A 20,029-nucleotide genomic window follows, 5' to 3' on the forward strand; every position below is an offset into this window, starting at 1 on the left:
CTTAAACATCTAAGTTTTCTACATATCTTGCGTTTTCTTCAATGAATTCACGGCGTAACTCTACGATGTCACCCATTAACATCTCAAATACTTGGTCCGCTTCAATCGCATCTGACAACTCAACTTGTAAGAGTGTACGATTTTCTTCGTCCATCGTCGTTTCCCATAATTGGTCTGCGTTCATTTCACCGAGACCTTTGTAACGTGAAATTGAGATTTTTGGTGTTTCTGGTAGTGTACGACGTAGTTCTTCAAGCGCTTCGTCATCATAGACATAATGTTTTTTCTTACCTTGCTCCACTTTATAAAGTGGTGGTTGTGCAATGTAAATATATCCTGCTTCAATTAACGGACGCATAAAGCGATAGAAGAACGTGAGTAATAGTGTACGGATATGTGCACCATCAACGTCTGCGTCTGTCATAATAACGACTTTATGATAACGTGCTTTTTCTAAATCAAATTCTTCTCCAATTCCAGTACCGAGCGCTGTGATAATCGCACGAATTTCGTTATTTTCTAATATACGGTCGAGTCGCGCTTTTTCAACGTTTAAAATTTTACCTCGTAACGGTAAAATAGCTTGTACTGTCGAGTTACGACCAGATTTTGCTGAACCACCTGCTGAGTCACCCTCAACGATAAATAGCTCAGAAATACTTGGATCTTTTGATGAACAATCTGCTAGTTTTCCTGGTAAACTTGATACTTCTAAAGCAGATTTACGTCGCGTCATTTCACGTGCTTTACGTGCTGCAACACGCGCATGTTGTGCGGTAATTCCTTTTTCGACAATCATTCTTGCTTCTTGTGGGTTTTCTAGTAAATAACGTTCAAACCCTTCAGAGAATAATTGATCTGTAATCGAACGTACTTCAGAGTTACCTAACTTAGTTTTTGTCTGTCCTTCAAACTGAGGATCTGTATGTTTGATGGACACAACTGCAGTCAGACCTTCTCTAACATCTTCACCTGATAAACGTTCGTCGTTTTCTTTTAAAATATTTTGACTAAATCCGTAGTTGTTTATGACACGTGTTAACGCACGTCTAAATCCTTCTTCGTGCGTACCACCTTCATAAGTGTGGATATTGTTTGCATATGTTAAAACGTTCGATGAAAAACCTCTATGATACTGCATAGATATTTCAACTTCAACGTTTTCTTTGTCACCATCTAGATAGATGACTTCTTCAGTTAAGATTTCTTTATTTTTGTTTAGTTCTTCAACATATGACTTTAAACCGCCTTCATAGTGGTACTCATATGTTTCACCGTCTGATGTACGTTCATCTTTTAGACGAATTGTTAAACCTTTATTTAAAAACGCGAGTTCTTTTACACGTTTTTCGAGTATTTCAACTTCATATTCTTGTGTCTCTGTAAATATTTCAGCATCTGCTTTGAAACGAATAACAGTACCTGTTTTGTTTGTTTTATCGATGACTTCTAAGTCAGCATCAGGCACTCCGCGCGTATAACTTTGGAAATGCACTTTTTTATCTCTATGAACATATACTTCTAATGACTCAGATAAGGCGTTTACTACTGAAGATCCTACACCGTGTAGACCACCAGATACTTTATATCCACCGCCACCGAATTTACCTCCTGCGTGAAGGACTGTTAAAATAACCTCTACCGCAGGACGTCCCATCGATTCTTGAATATCGACTGGAATACCACGTCCATCATCGATAACTTTTACCCAGCCATCTTTCTCTAATATAATGTCGACTGCTGATGCATAGCCAGCGAGCGCCTCGTCAATAGAGTTATCGACGATTTCCCACACTAAATGGTGTAACCCTCTAGAAGACGTCGAGCCGATATACATACCCGGACGTTTTCTTACTGCTTCCAAACCTTCAAGTACTTGTATTTGGGTTGCATCATAAGATTCATGTCTTTGTTCTGCCATTTTGTCACCTTCCGCTATTTTTTAACCGTACCTTCTTCAATCGTGTATAAATTCATTTCATCCATAATTTGATGGTTAATATCACTAATTGAAGTCGTCGTTACAAACGTCTGTACACGGTTACGTATCGACGTTAGTAGGTGTGCTTGACGGTGCTCGTCAAGTTCACTGAGTACATCATCTAACAGTAAAATTGGATACTCTCCAATTTCATTTGCGATAACATCGAGTTCTGCAAGTTTTAAAGACAACGCAGTCGAGCGTTGTTGACCTTGTGAACCGTATGTCTGCACATCCATATCATTAATATAAAACTTTAAATCATCTCGATGTGGACCGATTAAACATTGTCGACGTTCTATTTCGTTATCGATTACAGATGCATAAGTTTCTTTTAAAAACTGTAATCGTTCTTCTTTTTTAAGTTCTAAACATTTAATATTTGGACGATATTCAACTGTTAAATTTTCTTGATTATTTGAAATGTCGCTATGTATTTGTTTTGCATACTCATTTAAGGCTTCAACAAATGCTTCGCGCTTATTAATGATTTCTAATGCTGCTTCAACGAGTTGATCGTTAAAGATTTCGACCATCATTTTATCGACGTGTCTTTCTTTTAAATACAAGTTTTTTTGTTTTAAGACACGTTTATAGTCTGATAAGCTTTGTAAATATATTTTAGAAATTTGACCACACTCTACATCGATAAAGTTACGACGTACTTCTGGTGCACCTTTAACAATTTCTAAATCTTCTGGTGCAAATAATACACAGTTCAGTGCCCCGACATACTGAGATAATTTAGCCATCTCAATATGATTGATTTTTGCACGTTTTCCACTTTTAGAAAGTAAAAGTGATATCGGTATTTCACTAAATCTATTTTGTACATATCCAGAAATTAATGCTTCATCTTGATTCATTCGAATTATTTCTTTATCGCGCGTCGTACGATGACTTTTTGTCGTTGCGAGACAATAGATCGACTCGAGTAGGTTGGTTTTTCCTTGTGCATTCTTTCCAATAAAAACGTTCAACTTGTCGTGAAAGTCGAGTGACAATGACTCGTAATTACGAAAATTTTCTAAATGTATACTAGATAGTTTCATCTACATACTCTATTCGATATACTCCAAACTCACCTAGATCGAGGACGTCACCATGATGAAGCTTTTTGCCACGACGATTTTCGGGTTCATCGTTTAAATACACTTCATTCTCTGCAAGAAACCACTTTGCTTCTCCACCAGACTGAATAATAGACTGGTGTTTTAAAAATTGACCGATTGTAATAATTCCATCACTTAATTGAACGATTTCCATCTGTTTTTTCCTCCTCGTATTGTTTATATTATACAGTATTTTCGGTGTATTTTCATCTTAATCGCTATTTTAAGGGTCATAGAGGGCTTTTATATTATTTTGTACTCCACCTACTTAATAACAATTAAAAAAGCTATATGCTCATATTTTAAAACATGAGGCATATAGCTTATAAATTTAGTAAGTTCTAATTGGTAAAATTAATTGAACAACATCGTTTGATGTACTTGATTGAATCGTAAATGGTTTCATCGTTCCAAAGAACTCAATTGAAACTTCTTCTTCAGGGATTGCACGTAGCGCGTCCATCATATATCTTGAGTTGAATGAAATTTGTAGCGGTTCACCTTCTAAATTTAGTGCACCCACTTCTTCTTCTACGTTTCCAATTTCTGGACTATTTGACGATAAAAGAACACGACTATTGTCGATTGTCATTTTAATCGCGCTATTTCCACCCTCAAGTGCAAGTAATGACACTCGGTCAATCGCTTTTAAAAATTCGTTATTATTGATTACTAACTTTGTCTCGAAGTTTTCTGGGAACAATCTTGACGTGTCAGGATAATTTCCTTCTAGTAAACGAGAGATAAATCTTAAATGACCGTATTTAAATAATACTTGGTTTTGTGAGAAGTTAATTTCCACATCTTCTTCACTATCTTCGATAATTTTATTTAGTTCGTGTAATGCTTTACCAGGAATAATCGCATTACTAATTTCGATAGAGTTTTCTTTGTCATTTAACTTACGTAGCGCAAGTCTATGTGAATCTGTCGCTGTAAAATGCAGTGACTCATCAAAGAATTGCCAGTTAACACCTGTTAAAACTGGGCGAGTTTCTGAACTTGATACTGCAAAGTTTGTCTCGTTAATAATCGTTTTTAAAACAGATGCTGCGATTTTAATACTTTCTTCGTTATTCACTTCAGGAAGTAGTGGGTAGTGATCTGGATTTGATCCACTAATGACGAAATTAGATTTACCGCCACTCACTTGAATTCCAAATTGATCTGTTGATTTTAATTGGACGTAATCTCCATCTAATTTTTTAACGATATCTGTGAAAAATCTTGCAGGTAAGACTGCTTCACCAGGTTCAGTAACTGTTAAAATTTCTTCGTTATCTACTTCTGTTGGAATTGTGATTTCGATTGAAATCTCTCCGTTACTCCCTATTAGTACTAATTTGTCAGAAGATACTTCTATTTTAATTCCTGACAAAATAGGAAGAGTTGTACGATTTGATATTGCTTTTAATACGTCGTTTAGTTGTTCTGTGAAATAAGCACGTTGAATTTGTATTTGCATATGATAACTCCTTTTATTCTATATATTATATATAAAAATAGTAAAAGTCGTAGTAGGCACTGTGAATATGTGGATAAGTGGAAAACACGTTGATATATCAAAGTTATTCACATGTGTATAAACTGTTGATATTAGTGTACCATTTATCCACATTACTCACATAATATTAACCGAGTTTATTTTCGATTTCTTTTAATTCCTCTACGAATTCTTCGTCAGTTTGTAGTAATTTAGAAATTTTTTCGTGCGCATGAATAACCGTCGTATGATCTCTACCGCCAAAAATCTCTCCAATTTTTGGTAAAGAGTTATCTGTGAGTTCACGCGATAAATACATTGCGACGTGTCGTGGAAATGCGATAGAGCGCGTTCTTTTTTTAGAACTAAAATCATCTATTTTAATGCTGTAATGTTCAGCGACAACTGCTTGTATGTCTTCTATACTAATTTTTCTTTGTTTTGGCTCTTTGACAATATCTTTTAGAGCTTCCGCAACAACTTCTGGAGACATTTCTTGATTTGTTAGTTTTGCGTATGCTGCGACTCGTGTTAAGGCACCTTCTAGTTCACGAATATTCGTATCAATTTGATTTGCGATGTACAGCATCGATTCTTTTGGAATGACGACGTTTGCTTCTTCACATTTTTTCTTTAATATTGCAATTCTCGTTTCAAGGTCAGGTGGAGTAATATCTGTAATTAACCCCCAACCAAATCGTGATCGTAATCTATCTTCTAATGTAGGGATTTCTTTTGGCGTACGATCACTTGTAATTACGATTTGTTTATCTTCATCATGAAGTGCGTTAAATGTATGGAAGAACTCTTCTTGTGTTTGCTCTTTTCCTGCTAAAAATTGAATGTCATCGATTAATAAGACATCAATATTTCGATATTTATTTCTAAATGCTTCAGGTTTGTTATCACGAATCGAGTTGATAAAATCATTCGTAAAACGTTCGCTTGATAGGTATGCGACTTTAGCATCTGGACGTGTTTTTTGAATATAGTTACCGATTGCGTGCATTAAATGGGTTTTCCCTAATCCAACACCACCATATATAAATAGTGGGTTATATGCTTTTGCAGGTGCTTCAGCGACTGCGAGTGAAGCAGCATGTGCAAATCGATTTCCATTTCCAATAACAAATGTATCGAATGTGTTTTCTTCGTTAATATTAAATACACGTTCTTCAGTAGGTTCAACTGGTTTTTCATCTTTAACTATAGATGAATTTACTGATTCTTCACCAGCGACAATGAGTGTAATCTCAGGCGATTCACCGACTACTTTAAAAATAGATTCTGCAATGAGATCTTTATAATGCTCTTCTAGCCAGTTACGATTGAATTCTGAACTTGATTCAATCACTGCATTTTCTTGAGAAAGTTCTACTAATTTTAAGTCTGCGAACCAAACACCAAAACTTGCACTAGACACATTTTGTTCGATTTCATCTAAAATCTTTTTCCAAATTTCTCCTAAACCATCCATAAATTTAACCTCACTTTTAAGTTAATTCACATACTGTGGATAAATATATAAACAATGGTGATAAAAGTTATCCACAACCTTTCCACAAATGTGGATAAAACACTTATGTTTTTAGTTATTCACATAGAATTCAATAAAAATTATAATAGATAAACGTTAATATATCAATGATCCAACAAAAGTATCCACAAATTCACAAGTTATCCACATAAATAATTAAATGTGTGTTATTTTGTTTATAAGTTATGCACAATGTGGTGGAAAACTAAAATTCATTGAAAAGTTATCCACATTTTTATGAAGAAAACATCTAATTTAATCTGTTAGAATACGTAATAATGCCAAAAAAATAATTGAAATGGTATTTGGATTCTGTTATTATGTAGTAGTTGCTAAAATTATTGACAGAAAAATTCATATAGCATTGGATTACATGGAGGTGTAGTTATGCCTAAACGTACGTATCAACCAAATAAACGCAAGCGTTCAAAAGTACACGGATTCCGTGCGAGAATGAGTACTAAAAATGGACGTAAAGTACTTGCGCGTCGCAGAAGAAAAGGTAGAAAAGTATTATCTGCATAATATGAAGATCATCTAGTCATAGGTGATCTTTTTTGTGTCAATTCATAAAGTGTCATATCATGTCTATATTTTGTATAATATGTAATCATAAAGAGGTACAGTTGTATGAAAAAAGAGTATCGTATTAAAAAACAAAAAGATTTTCAGTATGTCTTTAAAAAAGGTAAGTCTGTTGCGAATCGACAATTCGTTATTTATACGAAAGAAAAGTCTGATGAAACACATTTTAGACTTGGTATCAGTGTTTCGAAAAAATTAGGCAATGCCGTAAAAAGAAATCAAATTAAACGTCGAATCCGCGCATTTTTCACTCAACATAAAGACACACTTAAAACAACAGAATACATTGTGATTGCAAGACAGCCTGTTAAAGATATGGACTATCACGACATTGAAAAGTCTTTATTACACGTTTTGCGAATCGCAAAATGCATAAAATAATGGAGGATAGACACATGTATAAAGTTTACAGAGGTGAAACTGTAGAAGACGCGCTGCAAAAAGGTTTAAACGATTTAAATGTCGAAGAGTCAGACATCAGTATTGACGTACTACAACAAGGTTCTAAAGGTTTCTTAGGTTTAATGAAAAAAGAAGCTGAAGTTAAACTTACGATTATTAATCCGGAGTTAAAACAATTAAATACAATTGAAGCAGTTCAAATGAGGCACCTGGAAGATTCTATAGAAGAAACTACAGAATTAGAGGTTATTGAACAAGAAGTTGTAGAAGAAGAGACAGACGTTAATCAATTAGATACTGTCGAAGAAGTTGTAGGTATGAAAGAAGATACTGTTGAACAACACGAAGAGCAATTAGACGATTCATATGAAGAGACTGATGTACAAACACCGAAATTTACGTTCGATGAAGCAGTCGAAAGTACAGCGAATTATATTCAGTCTGTTGTTAATGAAATGGGTATTTCTAACTATACAGATTATACAGTCGACGATCGTACAGTAATGATTAACGTATTTGCAGATAAAGCGGCAAAAGTCATCGGTAAACGTGGATCGACATTAAATGCGTTAAGTGAAATTGGCCAGCATTACTTCAATAGAATATATAAAGGTTACGGAAGAATTATTATCGATACAGAAAACTATCGCGAAAAACGCGAAGAAATACTTGAAAATCTTGCGATTAATATGTCGAAAAAAGCAGTACGTACAAACCTACCAGTACACTTAGAACTGATGCCAGCATATGAAAGAAAGATCATTCATAACGCTCTTTATAACGTTACAAACATCAAAACTTACTCAGCTGGTAAAGAACCAAATCGTCATATTGTTATTGAAAGAGAATAGAGGGATAATCCAATGAAATTTGACACAATTTCGAGTATATCAACACCGGTTGGTGAAGGAGCCATCGCAATTGTCAGACTTTCAGGAGATGAAGCAATCGCCATCGCAGACCGACTATATAAAGGTAAAAAGAGTTTAAAGGAAGTAGACTCTCATACGATCAATTACGGTCATATCGTCGATCCAAAAACGAACGAAGTAATCGAAGAAGTAATGGTAGCCGTTATGCGTGCACCAAAAACATATACACGTGAAGATATCGTTGAAATTAACTGCCACGGTGGTATTCATACAATAAATCATATCCTTCAGTTAACATTACAAAATGGCGCTGAAATGGCAGAGCCGGGAGAGTTTACAAAACGTGCATTTTTAAATGGACGTATTGATTTATCTCAAGCAGAAGGAATTATGGATTTCATACGATCAAAGACAGATGACGCGTCTAAAATTGCGAACCAACAAATGCAAGGACGCTTAAAAGAGTATATTGAACATTTACGACAAGAAATATTAGTCGTACTTGCTCAAGTTGAGGTTAATATCGATTATCCAGAGTATGATGATGTCGAAGAAGCAACGACGCGTCAATTACTCGAAGCATCGCGCACGATTAAAACAGAAATCGAGGACCTATTAAAATCATCACGTGAAGGACGTATTTTACGTGAAGGATTAAATACAGTAATCGTCGGAAAACCAAACGTTGGTAAAAGTTCTTTATTAAACTATCTCATTCAAGATAACCGTGCAATCGTTACTGATATCGCAGGAACAACGCGAGATATTTTAGAGGAATACGTCAACGTCAATGGTATTCCGTTAAAACTCACAGACACTGCAGGCATTCGTGAAACAGAAGATATCGTTGAGAAAATCGGTGTCGAACGTTCACGTGAAGCGTTACAAAATGCAGAATTAATACTTTATCTATTAGATCATACGACTGGTTTTTCAGAAGAAGATAAAGATATATTAAACAATTTAAAAGAGCGTAACGTCATCATTATCGTCAACAAGACAGATTTAGAAGGTACAATTGATATCGATACTTTAAAATCAGATTATGATTTTCCTGTCGTGTTAACTTCTGTTACAGAGGGCACAGGGATTAAAGATTTAGAAGAAAGTATTAAAGAGTTATTCTTTAGTGGTGGTATTTCGATACAAGATTCAACTTACGTATCAAATAATCGTCATATTCATCTACTAGAACAAGCGCATAGAAGTATTATTGATGCGATCGAAGCTGCTGAAATGGATATTCCAGTAGATATGATCCAAATAGATTTAGTAAAAACGTGGCAATTACTCGGAGAAGTAATTGGTCAAGATGTTTCAGAAGAATTGATTGATCAGCTATTTAGTCAATTCTGTTTAGGAAAATAGGAGGAAAAATTATGGAGCATAATAAATACGATTGTATCGTCGTCGGTGCAGGACATGCGGGTATTGAAGCGGGACTTGCAACGGCTCGTAAAGGGTTAAAAACTTTAATGCTGACAATCAACCTAGATAATATTGCGTTTATGCCATGCAACCCGTCAGTAGGGGGTCCAGCTAAAGGTATCGTCGTAAGAGAAGTGGATGCTCTTGGCGGAGAAATGGCAAAAGTTGTCGATAAAACAAATATTCAAATGCGTATGTTAAATACGGGTAAAGGACCTGCAGTTCGTGCATTACGCGCACAAGCAGATAAATTAGATTATCAAAAAGTGATGAAGCAAGTATTAGAAGATGAAGAAAATCTAGATATCCTTCAAGCGATGGTCGATGCTTTAATTATCGAAGATGATGTCGTAAAAGGTGTTCGCACTAATATTAACACTGAATATTATAGTGATGCAGTGATTATCACGACAGGTACATTTTTACGTGGAGAAATTATTTTAGGAAACTTAAAATATTCTTCAGGACCAAACCATCAAATGCCTTCATTAAAACTTGCAGATCAATTAAAAGAACTAGGATTTGAAATCGTTCGTTTTAAAACAGGTACACCGCCACGCGTGAATTCAGACTCAATCGATTACGAGGAAACTGAAATTCAACCTGGTGACGATGTACCACGTGCATTTAGTTATGACACAACAGAATTTAATATGAATCAACTCCCATGTTGGCTGACTCACACGAATGAATTTACACACGAAATTATAAACGATAACTTACATCTTTCAGCAATGTATTCTGGACTTATCGAAGGTACAGGGCCGAGATATTGTCCATCTATCGAAGATAAAATCGTCCGATTCAACGATAAACCACGTCACCAAATATTCTTAGAGCCTGAAGGTAGACATACAAAAGAAGTCTATGTACAAGGGTTATCTACGAGTATGCCAGAACATGTACAACAAGAAATGTTAAAGACAATTCCTGGACTTAAAAATGCACGTATGATGCGTACAGGTTACGCAATTGAATACGATGCGGTCGTACCGACACAATTATGGCCAACACTTGAAACTAAAAAAATAGAAAATTTATTTACAGCAGGACAAATTAATGGAACAAGTGGTTATGAGGAAGCGGCTGCACAAGGTATTATCGCGGGTATTAACGCAGCAAACAAATTACTTGGTAAAGAACCATTAATTTTAAGTCGTACAGATGCGTATATCGGTGTGTTAATCGATGACCTAGTAACAAAAGGAACAGAGGAACCATATAGATTATTAACGTCTCGTGCAGAACACCGTTTAATTTTACGTCACGACAATGCAGATTTACGATTAACTGATATTGGATACCGTGAAGGACTTATATCAGAAGAGCGTTATGAGAGATTCCAAAGTAAAAAAGCAAGAATTGAAAATGAACTTGAAAGACTCGAATCGATTCGTATTAAACCAAATGAACATACGCAGTCTATTATTGAAAATAAAGGTGGATCTCGATTAAAAGACGGCATTCTCGCTAGAGATTTACTGCGTCGTCCAGAAATGAATTACGATGATATTATGGAAATTCTAAACGAAGAATCCGTACTTTCACCTGAAGAGAAAGAACAAATTGAAATTCAAATTAAATACGATGGCTATATTAAAAAATCTTTAACGCAAGTTGAAAAAATGAAGCGTATGGAAAGTAAACGTATTCCAGATAATATCGACTACGATCAAATTCATTCACTTGCGTCAGAAGCGCGCGATAAGTTAAAAGAAGTAAGACCGTTAGATCTCGCACAAGCGTCTAGAATTTCTGGCGTTAACCCAGCAGATATTTCTATCTTACTCGTTTATATCGAACAAGGGAAAATAGCGAAAATACAAGATTAAAGGCTTATTTAAGCCTTTTTTCTTAAATTCAGAGGGATAATGATGACAAGAGAAGAGTTTATAAGTTATTTAAAAGACGAAGGTATTGAAGTGACAGATTATCAGCTCGAACAATTCGATATATACTTTAAAATGTTAGTCGAATGGAACGAAAAAATGAATTTAACAGCAATTACAGATGAAGAAGAAGTGTATGAAAAACATTTCTATGACTCAATTACGCCGTTATTTTTCTTAGATATCGAAGAAGGTGCATCAATTTGTGATGTTGGTGCAGGTGCAGGGTTCCCCTCATTACCGATGAAAATCATTCGTCCAGATTTAAAAATAACGATCGTCGATTCATTAAAAAAGCGTATTACTTTTTTAAATGAATTAACAGCAAACTTAAAATTAGATAAAATTACATTAGTACATGACCGTGCAGAAACATTCGGTCAACATGGTCAACGACATATGTTTGATATCGTAACAGCACGTGCAGTTGCACGCTTAAATGTATTACTAGAATTATGTTTACCACTCGTTCGTACAGGTGGGCGTTTAATCGTATTAAAAGGTCAAAAGGCAGAAGAAGAATTAAGAGAAGCGGAATTTGCTTTAGAATTACTTGGTGGAGAATTGAGTCAAGTGTTCTCGTTATCATTGCCACATGAAAATAGCGAGCGTTATATTATCGAATTCGATAAAAAACGAAAAACTCCGAGAGATTTCCCGAGAAAACCAGGTACACCGAATAAAAAACCATTAGTAAAGTAAAGGAGGAATCACGTTGAAAAAGCCATTTTCAAAGTTATTTAATCTACTCGATAAAACGGATCGTCACGTTGAAGATAAGATTGAAAAAATACCGGTTGAAAAAATCGTACCGAACAGATTCCAGCCGAGAAAAGTATTTGATAACAAATCGATCAAAGAACTTGCCGATTCTATTGAAGTTCATGGTCTACTTCAACCGATTACGTTACGACCAATCGAAGAAGGTATGTATGAAATTATCGCAGGCGAACGCCGTTTTAGAGCAATAAAATCATTACATTTTGAAAATGTCGAATCGATTATTCGCTATTTTACAGATCAAGAAGCAGCAGTTATAGCGATTATTGAAAATATTCAACGTGAAGACTTATCTCCTTACGAAGAAGCACTTGCATATAAAGACTTATTATCTATGGATGACATTACACAAAAGGATCTCGCGCATTCACTTGGAAAAAGTCAGTCCTTTATCGCGAATAAATTACGATTATTAAAGCTATCATCACCCGTTATAACGGCGTTACAAAATAATGATATAAGTGAAAGACACGCGAGGGCAATGCTTTCTTTAGATAACGCTATGCAGTACGAAGTGTTAGAAAAAGTAAAGGACAAAGATTTGACCGTTAAAGATACCGAGCAGCTCGTTAAAAACCGTTTGAAACAAAAAGAAACGCAAATTAACTTTAATGATGACATGACATTTCTCATGAATGATTTAGATAATGAAATTCAAAAAATTAAACGTCACGGTCATGAAGTGTTATGTGAAAAAACAGAAGATGAAGATACGTATATCATTAATATAAAAATTAAAAAGTAGGAGAGATGCAGAAATGAGTCGCTTAGAAAGTATTCGTGTTTCTGATATCAAACCGAATCCATATCAGCCGAGACTGCATTTTGACGAAAAAGAGTTAAATGCATTAAAAGTTTCTATACAAGAAAACGGACTACTTCAACCGATTATTGTGCGTCAAACTGTTATAGGGTATACGTTAATTGCTGGAGAGAGAAGATGGCGTGCGTTTAAAGCGTTAAACTTAGAAACTATCGATGCGATTGTCAAAGAAATGTCAGATGAAGAAATGATGACATATGCGATAATTGAAAACTTACAACGTGAAGATTTAGATCCATTTGAGGAAGCGATGAGTTACAAAAAATATATGGAAACGTTGAATCTCAATCAATCAGAAACGGCTAAAAAGCTTGGTAAATCGAGATCATATATCGCGAACATGATTCGTTTATTAAATTTACCTCATTCAGTAATACAACTTATACAAGATGGTAAACTAACAACAGCACACGGACGAACATTACTCAGTTTAAAAAATCAGTTACATATTGAAGAAATCGCTAAACGAATTGTCGATGAAAAGTGGAATGTTCGTGAGACAGAACGTTTTGTACGTAAATTCGAAGCGACTAAAAAAACAGAAAAGAAATATGTCGAAAAACCCGCACCAATCGCACGTGTGGAACAGTCCTTAAAACGACGGTTAGGTACGGATGTCGATATTAAACAAGTCGGCAAAAAGGGACAAATAGTTTTATCTTTTACGAGTGTTGAAGAGTACAAGCGACTCGTCACATTACTGAGTGAAATAGGAGAGGATTAAATGATTCTAAAATGGCTAACGTTGATGGCAGTCGAAGCGATTGATACACCATTAGATACGAGTTTTTTAGATACGATATGGAAAAAAATCACATCTGTAGAACTATGGGTTAACGTTGGAGAACGTGTATTATGGTCAATTTTTATAGTCATTTTAGGGATGATCATTATAAAAATTGTCAATCGTATTATCGAAAACTTTTTACTTAAGAAAATCTCCATTCGACCAGGTAGAGCACCCATTAGTTTAAAGCGCAATAAAACACTTCTAAGTATGTTACAAAATAGCGTGACGGTATTTGGATGGTTCGTTATTGTCGTGACAATTTTGGAAATATTTAACATACCTGTTGGGACACTACTCGCTGGGGCAGGGATTGCTGGTTTAGCAATCGGTTTTGGTGCACAAAGTTTAGTTAAAGATATGATTACTGGGTTTTTTATCATTTTAGAAAATCAGTTCGACAAAGGTGACTTTGTAAAATTTACAAATCAAGGATCACCAATTGCAGAAGGACAAGTCGTATACCTCGGACTTAGAAGTTCGAAAGTTTTAGGTTATAACTCTGAAATGTATATGGTGCCAAATGGTACAATAGGAGAAGTTGTGAATTTTTCTAAAGAAAATTCGATTGCGTTTTTAGAGTTTTACTTACCGATTGACACAGATATTAGTCGAGTTGAAAGATTATTAAGTGTATATTTTGAAGAAAATTGGCAGAAAAACGAAAGTATCGTAGAACCACCACAATTACTCGGTGTTCAAGATTTCATTAGTGGTCAATTACAATATAGAATTATGTTTATTACGCGTCCAATGGAACAATTCCAGGTGCTACGTGATTATCGTAAAAACATTCAAACACTTCTTAAAAACAACGAAATTATTCTCGGTGTTCCATCTGTAGAATTTAATGAAGAAAAGAAGTAAAGAGGTAAATATATGAGTAAAGAATTCCAGCTTGGCAGTATTGTTGAGATGAAAAAACCACATCCATGTGGAAATAATGAATTTAAAGTCACGCGTCTTGGTGCAGATATCAAAATTAAATGTACAGCGTGTGATCGTACGATTATGTTACCGAGACCAGAGTTTATAAAACGTATAAAGCACATCAAACAATTTTAATTTGAGGAGAGAAAATAATGGCATTAACAGCAGGAATCGTCGGATTACCAAACGTTGGTAAATCTACTTTATTTAACGCAATTACTAAGGCAGGGGCACTTGCTGCGAACTATCCATTCGCAACAATCGACCCAAACGTCGGAATCGTAGACGTACCAGATGAAAGACTTGATAAGTTAACTGAAATCGTCGTACCAAAAAAGACAGTCCCAACAGCATTTGAATTTACAGATATCGCAGGTATCGTAAAAGGTGCATCAAAAGGGGAAGGTTTAGGTAACAAGTTCTTATCTCACATCCGTGAAGTAGACGCAATTTGTCAGGTCGTTCGTGCATTCGATGACGACAACATTACACACGTTTCAGGTAGAGTCGATCCAATTGATGACATCGAAGTAATTAATATGGAGTTAATTTTTGCAGACTTAGAAAGTATCGAAAGACGCTTACCACGTGTTGAAAAAATGGCACGTCAAAAAGATAAGGACGCAATGTTTGAAACAGATGTATTAACTAAAATTAAAGTCGCACTTGAAGAAAACAAACCAGTACGCTCAGTTTCACTGACAGCTGAAGAAAAAGCAGTTGTAAAACATTTAAACTTCTTAACACAAAAGCCAATTATATACGTGGCAAACGTTGCTGAAGATGAATTAGCTGATTTAGAAAACAACGAATATTTAAAGAAAATCATCGATTACGCAAAAGCGGAAGATGCACAAGTTGTACCAGTATCTGCGCGTGTCGAAGAAGAAATGGCAGTACTCGACGATGAAGATAAAAACGAATTTTTAGAAGCACTCGGACTTGAAGAATCAGGACTTGATAAATTAATTCGTCAAACATACGACTTATTAGGACTTGCGACATACTTCACAGCGGGCGTTCAAGAAGTACGCGCATGGACGTTTAAAAAAGGAATGACTGCACCAGAATGTGCTGGGATCATCCATACAGATTTCCAAAAAGGATTTATCCGTGCGGAAGTAATGAGCTACGATGATCTCGTAGAACTAGGAAGTGAAGCGGCTGTAAAAGAAGCGGGTAAATCACGATTAGAAGGAAAAGATTATATTATGCAGGATGGAGACGTCGTGCATTTTAGATTTAACGTTTAAACACTAGTCAATAACTGCATCACTAAATGATGCAGTTTTTAATTTATTAATTTTAAATATAGGTTTATAATAATTATAAATTTATAGAGGGGTTACTAGATGAATACACCATTTAACATTGATCTTAGTCAAACCAACATTAGTCCTTACCTGCATGCAAGAAAAACAAATAGAGTAAGATTCGATTTTGATTGTGTAAATGAATATATTTTTAACTTTATTATAAGTTTATTTAAAGAAGATGAATCCTTTCATATCTTTTATCTAGACAGTTACTCAATTAATGGATTATCACGAGAAATATTAAATTTAAAATTAAAAAGTTATATGGATGCGTTTAAGAATAAACATGATTTTAAACTAAAACAAGTGAACTATACAGAAGAGGACGACTTAATTGAATATATTTTTGCTGAAATTAAAAATGTAAGTCCTGAGGTAATTCGTTATTATTATCAATATATGAAATCATTAGATGCTGAAGATAATTATCTTTATTTTTATAATAAAAATTTCATTGTTTATATAACTACAGATGTATTGGATGTTGTGAGTAGTGATAAGGAATTTATTAAACGTATAAAACATTCAATTATTTCATATGATAAATATTATGAGTGATTTAATAGTTAAATATAAAAGAATATTTCACATTAACAATTGTATTTCGTAAACCAAACTGGTATAATATCTGATTGTGAGTAATGAAAATTATTCCTTGCCAAAACGAATGTTTTGGCCGCAAAGTCCATAAGGAGGTGTAAAGATGAAAAGAGCATACGAGATTTTATATATCGTACGTCCGGATTTAGAAGAAGATGCAGTAAAACAACTCGTTGAGCGTTTTGACGAAGTGCTTACTTCTAACGGTGCTGAAATCATCGAATCTAAAGAGTGGGGTAAACGTCGTTTAGCTTACGAAATCGAAGACTACAAAGACGGTTTATACCAAATTGTTAAATTAGATGCAGAAGATTCAAAAGCAGTTGACGAATTTGACCGTCTTGCTAAAATCAGCAACGACATCATTCGTCACATCGTAGTTCGCGACGAAGAACGCGAAGAAAAGTAATGAATAGAAAATGGAGATGATTACATGCTGAATCGTGTCGTTTTAGTTGGCCGTCTCACAAGAGATCCTGAACTCCGCGCTGGTCAAAGTGGTGTACAAGTAGGTAACTTTACCTTAGCAGTCAACAGACCATTTACTGACAGAAACGGAGAACGTGGTGCTGACTTTATCAACTGTGTTGTATTTAGAAAACAAGCAGAAAACGTTAAAAACTACGTTCAAAAAGGTAGTTTAGTAGGCGTTGATGGAAGACTCCAATCACGTAGCTACGAAAACAAAGAAGGTCAAAGAGTATATGTTACAGAAGTAGTATGTGACAGTGTTCAGTTCTTAGAACCGAAAAATCGACAAAACAGCAGTAATCAGGCAAGTCATGCGGCAGAAAGTTATTCTGAGCCGTATAACAGCGGAAATCAATCTTACGGTTCACGTCCACCTGAGAATCCATTTGCGAATTCTACAGGAAACGTAGACATTAGTGAGGACGATTTACCGTTCTAACATAGAGAATTTAATTTTATAACTACGAATTGTATGTGTATTAGTAGTGTTAAAACTGAAATCAATGTGTGGATTTCGGTGTGTGCAAACCGAGACAATCGTCTCGGTTTATTTTTTTACATAAGTTATTTTAAAATATTTATATAGTGTGTTTAATGCTATTTTTTAAGGAGTTTAGTTATGAGTTTTATAAATAAAAGACAGTCGATCATACTATTTGTACTTATGGCGGTGACATTTGTATTGGTCGCATGTCAAAATAATTCATCTTCAAATAAAGAGGAGCCACCGAGTAAAGACAAAACGGTAGAAGAAAAAGAAGAAGAAAAAGTAAAAACGATAGAACCAGAAGTTGTAACGATATATGTACGTGAAAACTTACAAGAACCATTTGAGGAAATTGCGAAAAACTTCCAAGAAAGTCATGAAGACATCATTCTCGACGTTAAATATTTAAAAAATGATGAAATGATCGATGAAACAATCAATAATGATAAAAATGCAATTGTATTTACAACAGAAGATATTGTAAATGAAATGATTGATGAAAAATTAATCGAACATAAAGACACTGGTGTTGGCATGATGGATGAGCTTGTATTATTTACAAAAGTAGATTCACCAGATATTCAAAAGACATCAGATATCGATGAAGATACGCGTATTGCTATCTTAAACCCTGAGCTTTATGAAGAGGGTGAGTTGAGCAAAAAAGTATTTGAAGACGATGAATTTAAAGATGTAAGTACGACAGACAATCTAATTCTCGGCGATAGTGTAGACGATGTAAAACAAGACATTGCAAATAACAATGCATCTGTTGGAGTCTTATATCTATCAGAAGTTGAAGCAGATGAAGATTATCATGTCCTGAAACGATTACCACGTAACATTGTTGAACCGTATATCTACAAAGTAGGAATTATAAAAAAGGAAGAGCTCGAGAGTAGCACACGAACTGTTTATAGTTACCTATTATCAAACGATAGTTTAGATGTATTCTCTGAGTATGGGTATATTATTTAAATGAAAAGAATACTATTCTTAATCTCACTTATTTTTGTATTAGTATTAACTGCTTGTAGTAATGATTCAAAACAAGAAAGTAAAAAAGAGACAAAAGCAGAAACGATTACAGTATCTGCAGCAGCAAGTTTACAAGATGCGCTAAATGAAGTAATCGAAGAGTACAACAAAGAAAGTGACGTAAAAATCGATGTCAACTATGGTGGTTCAGGCGCGTTATGTGAACAGATTTTAAAAGGTGCACCGGTTGATTTATTTATTTCTGCATCACAAGATGATTTTAAACAAGTCGATGACGAAGGGTTAATTTTTGAAAAGAAAGATTACCTTGAAAACAAACTCGTTTTAATTCGTCCTGAAGACGGTACTGTAAATTCAATTGATGATTTAAAATACGTATCACAAATCGCAATTGGTGAGGTAGAAACAGTACCAGCAGGAAAGTATGCAAAAGAAGCGTTCACATTTCTTAATTTGTTTGATGAATTAGAGAGTAAATTTATATATGCAAGTGATGTACGTGCAGTTCTCACTTACGTTGCTCAAGGTGAAGTAGACGCTGGGGTTGTTTATGAAACAGATGCTGAAACTGAAAAAGACAACGTCGATATCGTCGATGAATTTGGTAGCGACACACATAAACCGATCATTTATCCGATTGGGACACTAAGTGAGTCTGAATCAGTAAAGGAATTTTATGATTTCTTAAATAGTAACGCTGTATTAGATATCTTTAAAAAGTACGGTTTTACTGTAGAGTAGGGTTTATATGAATATTACTGATATGGCCTTTTGGACCCCGGTAATTTTATCGCTAAAAGTGGCGTCAGTTGCACTTATACTTGCATTTATATTTGGTGTACTTGCAGCGCGTCTCATGACGAAGTATCAATTTAAAGGTAAAGTCGTTTTAGAAACGATACTCATGTTGCCAATTGTACTTCCACCAACAGTAGTTGGATTTATACTCATTATCGTATTTGGTAAAAAGTCGTATATCGGTCAGCTGATACATATGATTTTTGATCACGGAGTACTCTTTACGATATATGCAGCAATTATCGCAAGTACAGTTGTTGCATTCCCTTTAATGTATCAATCGGCGAAAAATGGTTTTTTATCAATTGACCAACATATTATTGAAGCGGCACGTGTTGATGGGAATTCAGAAGCACGTATATTTTTTAAAATAATTATCCCGCTGTCAAAAAATTTACTCATTACAGGTGCGATGTTAAGTTTCGCACGTGCACTCGGTGAATTCGGAGCGACGTTAATGTTTGCAGGTAATATCCCTGGTAAAACACAAACGTTACCTACAGCAGTATACTCAGCGATTCAATCTGGTAACATGACACTCGCTTGGATGTGGGTGATTTCCATTATTACAATTAGTTTTGTAATGATGCTATTTATCCGCGTAAAAGAAAATTGACATTAAAAATTAAACACTATATAATAGTAAAGCACATAAAAACACACTACTATACACGTTTTGAATATGTAGTTATAGATACGAATATCGATCACACACATCGATAGTGAATCTATAATCAAGAGGAGGATTA

General features: G+C 34.8%; 22 protein-coding genes. 17 read left to right on the top strand and 5 right to left on the bottom strand.

Translation table 11 applies throughout. The features are described from left to right. Position 1: 1 nt before the first annotated feature. The 5 genes from gyrB to dnaA form a co-directional block, all read right to left on the bottom strand. Positions 2 to 1,921, bottom strand: a complete 1,920-nt coding sequence (gene gyrB / locus HMPREF3177_RS03865) for a DNA topoisomerase (ATP-hydrolyzing) subunit B (RefSeq protein WP_070457168.1) — start codon at positions 1,919 to 1,921, stop codon at positions 2 to 4. Between the two features lie 14 nt (positions 1,922 to 1,935). Beyond that, positions 1,936 to 3,033, bottom strand: coding sequence for a DNA replication/repair protein RecF (recF, locus tag HMPREF3177_RS03870; RefSeq protein ID WP_070457169.1), 1,098 nt, complete (start codon positions 3,031 to 3,033; stop codon positions 1,936 to 1,938). Beyond that, on the bottom strand, positions 3,020 to 3,247 hold the full coding sequence (gene yaaA, locus HMPREF3177_RS03875) for a S4 domain-containing protein YaaA (RefSeq protein ID WP_040928956.1): 228 nt from the start codon (positions 3,245 to 3,247) through the stop codon (positions 3,020 to 3,022). The genes recF and yaaA overlap by 14 nt, the downstream gene beginning before the upstream one ends. A gap of 177 nt (positions 3,248 to 3,424) precedes the next feature. After that, positions 3,425 to 4,558: a DNA polymerase III subunit beta gene (dnaN, locus tag HMPREF3177_RS03880; protein ID WP_070457170.1), complete on the bottom strand. Its 1,134-nt coding sequence runs from the start codon at positions 4,556 to 4,558 to the stop codon at positions 3,425 to 3,427. A gap of 166 nt (positions 4,559 to 4,724) precedes the next feature. Then, on the bottom strand, positions 4,725 to 6,053 hold the full coding sequence (gene dnaA / locus HMPREF3177_RS03885) for a chromosomal replication initiator protein DnaA (RefSeq protein WP_070457171.1): 1,329 nt from the start codon (positions 6,051 to 6,053) through the stop codon (positions 4,725 to 4,727). 447 nt (positions 6,054 to 6,500) lie between these two features. Between dnaA and rpmH the strand changes: the two genes are divergently transcribed. The 17 genes from rpmH to modB all read left to right on the top strand — a co-directional run bounded on the left by rpmH (position 6,501) and on the right by modB (position 19,896). Further along, entirely contained in the window at positions 6,501 to 6,638 is a 138-nt protein-coding gene (gene rpmH / locus HMPREF3177_RS03890; protein ID WP_040928948.1) for a 50S ribosomal protein L34, read from the top strand. A 105-nt stretch (positions 6,639 to 6,743) separates the two neighbouring features. Next, entirely contained in the window at positions 6,744 to 7,079 is a 336-nt protein-coding gene (gene rnpA, locus HMPREF3177_RS03895; protein ID WP_068129064.1) for a ribonuclease P protein component, read from the top strand. A gap of 14 nt (positions 7,080 to 7,093) precedes the next feature. Then, a complete protein-coding gene (jag, locus tag HMPREF3177_RS03900) occupies positions 7,094 to 7,951 on the top strand; it encodes an RNA-binding cell elongation regulator Jag/EloR (protein ID WP_070457172.1) in 858 nt (285 codons plus the stop codon). A gap of 12 nt (positions 7,952 to 7,963) precedes the next feature. Further along, entirely contained in the window at positions 7,964 to 9,340 is a 1,377-nt protein-coding gene (mnmE, locus tag HMPREF3177_RS03905; protein ID WP_068129060.1) for a tRNA uridine-5-carboxymethylaminomethyl(34) synthesis GTPase MnmE, read from the top strand. A gap of 11 nt (positions 9,341 to 9,351) precedes the next feature. Next, positions 9,352 to 11,232 carry a tRNA uridine-5-carboxymethylaminomethyl(34) synthesis enzyme MnmG gene (gene mnmG / locus HMPREF3177_RS03910; protein ID WP_068129057.1) on the top strand — a complete coding sequence of 627 codons (1,881 nt, stop codon included), beginning with the start codon at positions 9,352 to 9,354 and terminating at the stop codon, positions 11,230 to 11,232. 42 nt (positions 11,233 to 11,274) lie between these two features. Further along, positions 11,275 to 11,991: a 16S rRNA (guanine(527)-N(7))-methyltransferase RsmG gene (gene rsmG, locus HMPREF3177_RS03915; protein ID WP_040928943.1), complete on the top strand. Its 717-nt coding sequence runs from the start codon at positions 11,275 to 11,277 to the stop codon at positions 11,989 to 11,991. A 13-nt stretch (positions 11,992 to 12,004) separates the two neighbouring features. After that, entirely contained in the window at positions 12,005 to 12,814 is an 810-nt protein-coding gene (locus HMPREF3177_RS03920) for a ParB/RepB/Spo0J family partition protein (protein WP_068129056.1), read from the top strand. A gap of 13 nt (positions 12,815 to 12,827) precedes the next feature. After that, positions 12,828 to 13,616, top strand: a complete 789-nt coding sequence (locus HMPREF3177_RS03925; protein ID WP_070457173.1) for a ParB/RepB/Spo0J family partition protein — start codon at positions 12,828 to 12,830, stop codon at positions 13,614 to 13,616. Beyond that, positions 13,617 to 14,546, top strand: coding sequence for a mechanosensitive ion channel family protein (locus HMPREF3177_RS03930; RefSeq protein ID WP_148128599.1), 930 nt, complete (start codon positions 13,617 to 13,619; stop codon positions 14,544 to 14,546). It abuts the gene before it with no gap. Between the two features lie 12 nt (positions 14,547 to 14,558). After that, on the top strand, positions 14,559 to 14,744 hold the full coding sequence (locus HMPREF3177_RS03935) for a DUF951 domain-containing protein (protein WP_070457174.1): 186 nt from the start codon (positions 14,559 to 14,561) through the stop codon (positions 14,742 to 14,744). A 17-nt stretch (positions 14,745 to 14,761) separates the two neighbouring features. After that, complete coding sequence (gene ychF / locus HMPREF3177_RS03940; protein ID WP_068129051.1) at positions 14,762 to 15,862, top strand: redox-regulated ATPase YchF; 1,101 nt, start codon at positions 14,762 to 14,764, stop codon at positions 15,860 to 15,862. A gap of 99 nt (positions 15,863 to 15,961) precedes the next feature. Then, positions 15,962 to 16,483 (top strand): hypothetical protein, encoded by a 522-nt coding sequence (locus tag HMPREF3177_RS03945; RefSeq protein WP_070457175.1) that lies wholly within the window; start codon positions 15,962 to 15,964, stop codon positions 16,481 to 16,483. 145 nt (positions 16,484 to 16,628) lie between these two features. Continuing rightward, entirely contained in the window at positions 16,629 to 16,934 is a 306-nt protein-coding gene (gene rpsF, locus HMPREF3177_RS03950; protein ID WP_040928935.1) for a 30S ribosomal protein S6, read from the top strand. Between the two features lie 24 nt (positions 16,935 to 16,958). Further along, positions 16,959 to 17,435: a single-stranded DNA-binding protein gene (gene ssb / locus HMPREF3177_RS03955; RefSeq protein WP_068129049.1), complete on the top strand. Its 477-nt coding sequence runs from the start codon at positions 16,959 to 16,961 to the stop codon at positions 17,433 to 17,435. Between the two features lie 180 nt (positions 17,436 to 17,615). After that, positions 17,616 to 18,461 (top strand): molybdate ABC transporter substrate-binding protein, encoded by an 846-nt coding sequence (gene modA / locus HMPREF3177_RS03960; protein ID WP_070457176.1) that lies wholly within the window; start codon positions 17,616 to 17,618, stop codon positions 18,459 to 18,461. Beyond that, on the top strand, positions 18,462 to 19,223 hold the full coding sequence (modA, locus tag HMPREF3177_RS03965; protein ID WP_070457177.1) for a molybdate ABC transporter substrate-binding protein: 762 nt from the start codon (positions 18,462 to 18,464) through the stop codon (positions 19,221 to 19,223). A 7-nt stretch (positions 19,224 to 19,230) separates the two neighbouring features. Beyond that, positions 19,231 to 19,896 (top strand): molybdate ABC transporter permease subunit, encoded by a 666-nt coding sequence (modB, locus tag HMPREF3177_RS03970; RefSeq protein WP_083286855.1) that lies wholly within the window; start codon positions 19,231 to 19,233, stop codon positions 19,894 to 19,896. Positions 19,897 to 20,029 lie beyond the last annotated feature (133 nt).

Source organism: Nosocomiicoccus sp. HMSC09A07 (assembly GCF_001808485.1).
GTDB lineage: Bacteria > Bacillota > Bacilli > Staphylococcales > Salinicoccaceae > Nosocomiicoccus > Nosocomiicoccus ampullae_A.